We start from the raw sequence: 7,049 nt of genomic DNA on the forward strand, positions 1-7,049 counted from the left end.
GCGGTGAAGCGGATGGCATGGGTGATCTCGCCTGCTGCCACTTCGTCATACCGTACGAGACCGGGGAGCATGGCAAGCCCGGCAGCATCCGCCGATGTCCACGTGTCCGGGCGGAGATCATACTTTGTGAGATCGTAGATTGCGCCCGAACCCGCCGTCCATGACCCGTCCTTCTGCGGCCAGGCATAATAGAGTTCGTACAGTTTCTTTTCATCGGTATGGAGCATCAGGATGTGACGATCCCCGTCACTGTCCGCTCCTCCCTCGATCAGGGGGTTGGCCGGTATGGGATACGGGCCAGGATCGCTCTCATCATCGTAATCGAATGTCACGGTCTTTTTCGTCACGGTAGCATTCACAACATTGTACGGGATCCCGAACGGCCCGGTGTTATCCAGGTTCGCTCCGAAATCCGGATGGAGGGATGCCGATACACCGATGGATTTGACGTAGTCTGCCGAGCGGGTGTCAACCGGGAGGGTATCGATCGGTACATTCCAGACATGGTCCTGCGGGAAGATTTGCACCCCGCTGATTGCTGTTGCCTGGGCCTGCGGGAACACGAGGATGAGAAGGAGGAGTATCCCGCCATAGTGAATCAGGTTGCGTAGTGTCATAATTATCAGAGCTCGTCATACATGCGGACGATGTCGTCAGGGGCAGCATCCGGCTTGAGGGCCGCGTTCCGGAGGACCGGGTGAAAACGACCTGTTTTGCTGCCGCTTCCGGAATTCGTGGCAAAACGCAGTATGCCGGCCATGAACCCGGAGCATATGGATGATCGGTCGTTTTCCCGGCATGATATAATAGAAAAACCGCACCGGTTCTGGGTATGAATCGGCAGGTGGGTTCCATGAACCAATGAGTTATTGATGTGCTGAGTGACTGTCGTCTCGCACCGGCAATACACCGTCAATCCCATGCCGGTGGGACGGGAATCTCCTGCATCGGACCCTGCCCCGCAGGCACAATCCGATATTCTCGTATCCGATATTGTTCCCCCCGCGCTTCATGACACATCTTAAAGTCCCGGGGCACCATGAACACCACGCACATCCGCCCTGCAGGATCTGCTCGTCAACGCTCGATCCGGCACACCCGGCATCGGTCCAGGGCGTATGACACCATGGGGTGTACAGGATCCTCATCGTCGTCCTCATCATCATGATCGCGGTATCGTATACCGCATGGTTCGGGATATTCTGAACGGCCGCCGTTCCCGGGGAACCATGAGACGGCAGCTGCAATGCAGCGTGCACCTCGTCTCCCCCCGTTGGCGGTGTTTTTACCGGAAACGGAAATTGCGGATCGAACGTTTTTCAAGGTAATAGAAAACGAGCCCGGCAACAAGGCCGCAGGCAAGACAGATGATCCCGGTGATGCCGAGATTCTGACCCGCAATGGAAAGGGGGACGAAGGGGATGGTATACAGGACCGAGTAGGAGAAGAGTGCAATGATCAGGACAACGAGCACGGATGGCTGGAGCAGCTGTACTTCGAGCTGCCTGCGCTCCTTCCCGGTCAGTACCCTGTCAGGGTCTTCAGGACGGGCTTCGTCAATCAGCCTCTCATCGGCGATGATCCCGCGCTCGGGCAGGTCGATGAAGGTATCCGGTACAAGAGGCGGCTCCTCTTCGATGATATCCCGGAACTGGAAGCGGCAGTGGGGACAGAAAATGGAGGCATCATCCGCATCATAACCGCAGTCGGGACATCGCATATGAAGTATATATCCGGCGAATCCTAATAAAGGGTGACGATCGGCTCCGGGCGGTGATACCGGTAATACCCGATGCCGCGTAGCGGTGCCCGGAGCCAGGTCGCTTTATGGGGTTGTCTGATAATGTTTTTTACACTCTCTGTCTGATATATACAGGATGCGTTCCCGTTCCGATCCTGCAATTTCCGATACCATTGCAACAACCCTGATCATCATCCTTGTTGTTGCCCTTGCCGCAGTGATCGCAGCCATCATCATGGGAATCCCGCTGCTTCCCGCAAAACCCACGCTCGCTGCGTTCAAGGCCGATACAGTGATGGGCAGCACTACGAAGAATGTTCCTGTAATCCGCCTCTATCAGATGGCTGGTGCCTCCCTCACCCAGGAATATACGGAGGGCGGGCACCAGGTCGTGAACTTCACGCGGATCCGGCTGGTTGACCCGACCGGGAAGTCACTTAAGGTCCAGACCGCAATTTCCATGAGAGGCAAGACCATTGAAAAAGGAGAGCCGTTTTATATCTTTTATTACAACACGGGAGGCACTGAAAGTCCATGGATCTGGATTACGAACGATCCGTCCCGGGTTTTTGCCAGTACTGTTCAACCCTTCTCTCCTCACGGCACGTGGAAAGTGCTCGTTACTGACGAAAAGGATACGAACATGGTCATATTCCAGCAGGATGTCCGGCTATAATATTCCCCCCTCTCTCTCTCTCTCTCATTCTGCCTTCTCAAATCCCCGGATAAAGATATCCGGTCAGGTTTATCCCTGAAAGCTGCCAAGACCTGAGAAAGGATTGATTCTGCCATGAAGATCGCGTTTGTCATCTACGATGGCATCACCCTGCTGGACTTTGCCGGCGTCTTCGATCCGCTCACCCGGCTGAAGACCATGGGTTTTCTGGACACCCTGCAATGGGACCTCTGCGCACGCACATCAGCAGTCCGTTCAACGGAAGGCGTCGTGCTCACACCGGACCGGGTTGATAAAAATCTGGCAGAATACGATTTCGTGATCGTTCCCGGGGGAGACGGGATTAAGGGCCTGATGCAGGACAAGGCTTTCCTCCGGTGGATTTCCGTTGCATCGGATACCACCACTGTTGCGGCTCTCTGCGGCGGGTCACTGCTGCTCGGGGCGGCGGGCATGCTGCGCACGAAGCGGGCGACAACGCACCCCGCCCTTGCCGTGTTCCTGAAGAATTTCGCGTGCGAGGTCGTGCCGGACCGTATCGTGGACGAGGGGAACGTGATCACCGCCGGCGGGGTGACCGCGGGTATCGACCTCGGGCTCTATCTCTGCGGGAAGATCGCCGGTGAAGAAGTGCGGGAGAAGATCCAGCAGCAGATGGATTACCGGAACTACACAGTGCGCTGATTGGAATCTCCCTGATCCCGATGACGCTCCAGGGGGCGTTGCCCCCGCCGCTGTGGCGCCCCGGTTGCGAAAGTCACTCAGAAGGTAATCGTAAAAAAAGAGAGACGAAGGTTGACTCCCGGTAATACAGAGGAATCGCAAGCGCCCCTGCCCCCCCCCCGCGCCGGGGGGCAGGGCTGGCGCAAAGGGGGCGATTATTTTTTCAAATCAAAATCATTTAAAAATTTTAATCTTGGAACCGGAAATACGAATCCTAAAAAAAATTACGCCGTCTCGACCTTGTCTGCTGCCTCGAGGCCCAGCACCCTGATCGATTCCTCGCGCATCTTGAACTTCTGGATCTTGCCGGAGATGGTGATCGGGAAGTCGTTCACGAACATCACGTACCGCGGGATCTTGAAGTGGGCGATCTTCCCCTTGCAGAAGTCCTTGACATCCTGCTCGGACATCTTCTGGCCGTCCTTCATCTTGACCCATGCGCAGAGTTCCTCACCATATTTGAGGTCCGGCACCCCGACAACGTACACGTCAGCGATCTTCGGATGGTGGTGCAGGTACTCCTCAATCTCCCGCGGGTAGATGTTCTCCCCGCCCCGGATGACCATGTCCTTGAGCCGGCCTACGATCTTGAAGTAGCCCTCCTTGTCCATGGTGCCGAGATCGCCGGTGTGGTTCCAGTGGTCCTTGTCGAGGGTTGCGTGGGTCGCTGCCGGGTTGTTGTAGTAGCACTTCATGACACAGTATCCGCGGGCGCAGATCTCGCCCACACCGCCATGTGGTACGATCTTGCCGGTGGCCGGATCAATGATCTTGAGTTCGGTGTGGGGAAACGCCCGGCCGACCGTTGTGACGCGGCGCTCGAGCGGGTCCTTTGTCGTGGTCATGGTGACGCCGGGAGCGGTCTCGGTCTGTCCGTACACGATCACGATCTCGCTCATGTGCATCTTGGTATTGACCTCCTTCATCACCTCGATGGGGCAGGGGGAGCCGGCCATGATGCCGGTCCGGAGGGACGAGAGATTGTACTTGCTGAAGTTGGGGTGGGCGAGCTCCGCGATGAACATGGTCGGGACGCCATGGACAGCGGTGCATTTTTCCTTCTCGATGGTCTTTAAGACCTGTTCTGCATCAAACGCGGGGCCGGGCAGGACCATGGTCGATCCGTGAGTGACGCAGGCGAGGTTGCTGAGCACCATACCGAAGCAGTGGTAGAACGGGACGGGGATGCAGAGCCGGTCCTTCTCGGTAAAGCCCATGCCCGAGCCGATGATGTAGCCGTTGTTGAGGATGGAGTGGTGCGACAGGACAACACCCTTGGGGAATCCCGTAGTGCCGCTGGTGTACTGGATGTTGATGGGGTCGTCGAATGTCAGCGACTCGCCCCGCTCCACGAGCTCTTCCTCCGAGATCTCCTCCGCCCGCTTGACCAGGTCGTTCCACGTGAACATGCCGTTGTAGACCGTGTCGCCCATGAAGATGACGTTTTTCAGGAACGGGAACTTCTCGCTCTGGATCTTCCCGGGCTTGGCCTCGGACGCTTCGGGGCAGGCCTCGTAGAACATCCCCACATAATCGGAGGTCTTGAACCGTCCCTGGATGAAGAGGGTCGAGACCTCGGACTGCTTCAGCGCGTACTCGAGCTCGTACGTCCGGTACGCCGGGTTGATGTTCACCATGATGGCGCCAATCTTCGCGGTTGCGAACTGAACCACAATCCATTCCGCGTGGTTCATGGCCCAGATCCCGACGCGGGCACCTTTGTCGATGCCCATCCCCATCAGGCCGCGGGCAACCGTGTTCACCTGCTCCATGAATTCACGGTAGGTCCAGCGGATATTCTGGTGCATGGATACGATCGCATCGGTATCCGGGTATCGTGCCGCGATACGGTCGATCATCTCGCCTATCGTCATCCCCATCAGCGGGACATCCGAGGTCCCGCATGTATAACTGCCCTCATCCATGGAAACAGGGTTGGTGGCCGGGTAATATATGGATGCTGATTTAATCGTGCTATCTGGTGCAGGTGTTTTTCCGATCTGGTGCACCGCGAACGGCAGGATACCTGCAAGTCTTTGCGGCGGCCGCCATGCCTGTGCGCACCCGTTTTGTCAGGGATTCCTTATTTACCGGCCCACGCCGGAGACCGGATTCCCGCTGCGCCGCAGGAAACACAACTCTTAAGTTTCTGCACTGCGATTTTATTGAGTCGGGAAAAGATAGTTTCCTGATGACACAAAGCGGGGTTGTGGCCTAGCCCGGTATGGCGACGGGCTCCAGCGGTCTTTGCGTTCTTTGTGCTCGCAGATGATGAACAATGGGTCTACTGAGATTATTCTGTGATGACCCGTTGGAGCACTGATGCATGTCGGAGAGACCCGTCGATCGTGAGTTCAAATCTCACCAACCCCACGTTTTCTCATTCCTTTCCCCCTGACCTCCCGGGATCATCGGGTTTTTATTCAGCCATCGATATATCCTTCCGGTATCATGGCAAGCGAACGCTATACCCGGGGATGGGAGAAACTGAAGGAAGTGGACGGCGAGGCCGGGACAAAGGTCATTGAGAGCCTCAAGGATATTGCACCAGACCTTGGCCGGTATACCATCGAGTTCCCGTTCGGGGATATCTACAGCCGCCCCGGTCTCGACCTGCGATCCCGCGAGATCGCCGTTGTTGCCGCCCTGACTGCCCTTGGCAATGCCGCACCGCAGCTCCGCGTCCATATTCACGGGGCCCTGAATGTCGGCGTTACCCGCGAGGAAGTTGTCGAGATTATCATGATGATGGCAGTCTACGCCGGGTTCCCGGCAGCGCTGAACGGCATGGCGGCAGCAAAGGAAGTCTTTGCCGAACGGGATGCAAAAAAAATCCGTCAGTAACCGTGGCCGGAGAGTGTGAAGCCGCCCATGGGTCCCGTAATTTCCCGCCCGGATCTCTGGAAATTCGACATGCACGTTCATTCGGTATACTCCGGGGACTCGTTCAACGAACCGGGCATCATCAGCGACAACTTCCGAAAGACCGGTATCCTCCCGCTTGTGTGCGATCACAATACAACTGCCGGTTCCGCAGCAGTCAGTCACGATCTCCGGAAGATCGATCCGCAAATTCCGGAGATCCTTGCCGAGGAGGTCATGACACGCCAGGGCGAGGTTGTCGGGCTCTTCCTCTCTGAGATGGTGCCGGCATATCTCGATATCCGGGAGACGATGGACCTCATCCACGGTCAGGGCGGGCTCGTCCTGTTACCGCACCCGTTCTGCTCGTGGCGGGGAAGCAGGTTGTGGGAAGAATATGCTGCCGAAATCGTCAGGTGTATCGATATCGTGGAAGGGTTCAATGGCCGGGTCATCCATGCAGAGGAGAATGCGGCCGCCCGCGAGTTTGCCGGGCGCTACAATAAGCCGATATCTGTCGGGTCGGATTCCCATCGCCCGCAGGATCTGGGGCGGTGGTGGCTGGAACTCGAACCGTTCAGTACGCCGGAGGAACTGATGAAGGCACTTCTGGCGGGGACGGTGCGCTTCCCGGTGCTGGAAAGATTTCCGGAAGAGAAGTGATCCGGAAGCGGGTGCTCACCGGCGTCCTGTGACTGATTCGTTGCGGGATTGTCATGCCGGGTCAGTGTTTTTATGTCCCCCGGCACGCAATCACTCTCTCATGCAGGCAGAACTGCACCTTGTCGATGCCTTCACCCGTTCCGCGTTCCGCGGCAACACGGCCGGTATCTGTATGACGGACGGCCCTGCAGATGCTGCATGGATGCAGCAGGTTGCAGCCGAGCTGAAACACTCCGAGACCGCGTTTCTCTTCCCGGAAGCGGGTTCCTGGAACCTCCGGTGGTTCACGCCGGCAAAGGAGGTTGATCTCTGCGGCCATGCAACGCTCGCAGCCGCGTTCGTGCTGTACGAGACCGGCCGTGTGCCCGGCGACAGGCCAGTGAC

The 7,049-nt window shown here is 57.3% G+C and carries 8 protein-coding genes, 1 tRNA gene and 1 pseudogene; 6 read left to right on the forward strand and 4 right to left on the reverse strand.

Annotation, left to right across the window (positions count from 1 at the left end):
- From A4E33_RS04240 to A4E33_RS04250, 3 genes and pseudogenes are all read right to left on the reverse strand, one after another.
- Positions 1–617, reverse strand: a pseudogene (locus tag A4E33_RS04240) (hypothetical protein); the annotation flags it as partial.
- Between the two features lie 5 nt (positions 618–622).
- Complete coding sequence (locus A4E33_RS04245) at positions 623–760, reverse strand: hypothetical protein (RefSeq protein WP_292346442.1); 138 nt, start codon at positions 758–760, stop codon at positions 623–625.
- Between the two features lie 525 nt (positions 761–1,285).
- Positions 1,286–1,720 (reverse strand): hypothetical protein, encoded by a 435-nt coding sequence (locus tag A4E33_RS04250; RefSeq protein ID WP_292346443.1) that lies wholly within the window; start codon positions 1,718–1,720, stop codon positions 1,286–1,288.
- Positions 1,721–1,877: 157 nt separating this feature from the next.
- Between A4E33_RS04250 and A4E33_RS04255 the strand changes: the two genes are divergently transcribed.
- Both A4E33_RS04255 and A4E33_RS04260 read left to right on the forward strand, forming a co-directional pair.
- Positions 1,878–2,417, forward strand: a complete 540-nt coding sequence (locus A4E33_RS04255; protein ID WP_292346444.1) for a hypothetical protein — start codon at positions 1,878–1,880, stop codon at positions 2,415–2,417.
- A 114-nt stretch (positions 2,418–2,531) separates the two neighbouring features.
- The gene (locus tag A4E33_RS04260) at positions 2,532–3,101 is read left to right on the forward strand and encodes a DJ-1/PfpI family protein (protein WP_292346445.1); all 570 of its coding nucleotides are present in this window, start codon (positions 2,532–2,534) and stop codon (positions 3,099–3,101) included.
- 263 nt (positions 3,102–3,364) lie between these two features.
- Here the strand turns inward: A4E33_RS04260 and A4E33_RS04265 are convergent, their stop codons facing one another.
- Complete coding sequence (locus tag A4E33_RS04265; protein ID WP_292346446.1) at positions 3,365–5,065, reverse strand: AMP-binding protein; 1,701 nt, start codon at positions 5,063–5,065, stop codon at positions 3,365–3,367.
- A gap of 278 nt (positions 5,066–5,343) precedes the next feature.
- Between A4E33_RS04265 and A4E33_RS04270 the strand changes: the two genes are divergently transcribed.
- From A4E33_RS04270 to A4E33_RS04285, 4 genes are all read left to right on the forward strand, one after another.
- Positions 5,344–5,513, forward strand: a tRNA-Trp gene (locus A4E33_RS04270).
- A gap of 78 nt (positions 5,514–5,591) precedes the next feature.
- A complete protein-coding gene (locus tag A4E33_RS04275) occupies positions 5,592–5,984 on the forward strand; it encodes a carboxymuconolactone decarboxylase family protein (protein ID WP_292346447.1) in 393 nt (130 codons plus the stop codon).
- 15 nt (positions 5,985–5,999) lie between these two features.
- Positions 6,000–6,665: a PHP domain-containing protein gene (locus A4E33_RS04280; protein WP_292346448.1), complete on the forward strand. Its 666-nt coding sequence runs from the start codon at positions 6,000–6,002 to the stop codon at positions 6,663–6,665.
- 100 nt (positions 6,666–6,765) lie between these two features.
- Positions 6,766–7,049 (forward strand): PhzF family phenazine biosynthesis protein (locus A4E33_RS04285; RefSeq protein ID WP_292346449.1); only part of this gene is annotated, 284 nt, incomplete at its 3' end.

Source organism: Methanoregula sp. PtaB.Bin085 (assembly GCF_002067035.1).
In the GTDB taxonomy this organism is placed as follows: domain Archaea; phylum Halobacteriota; class Methanomicrobia; order Methanomicrobiales; family Methanospirillaceae; genus Methanoregula.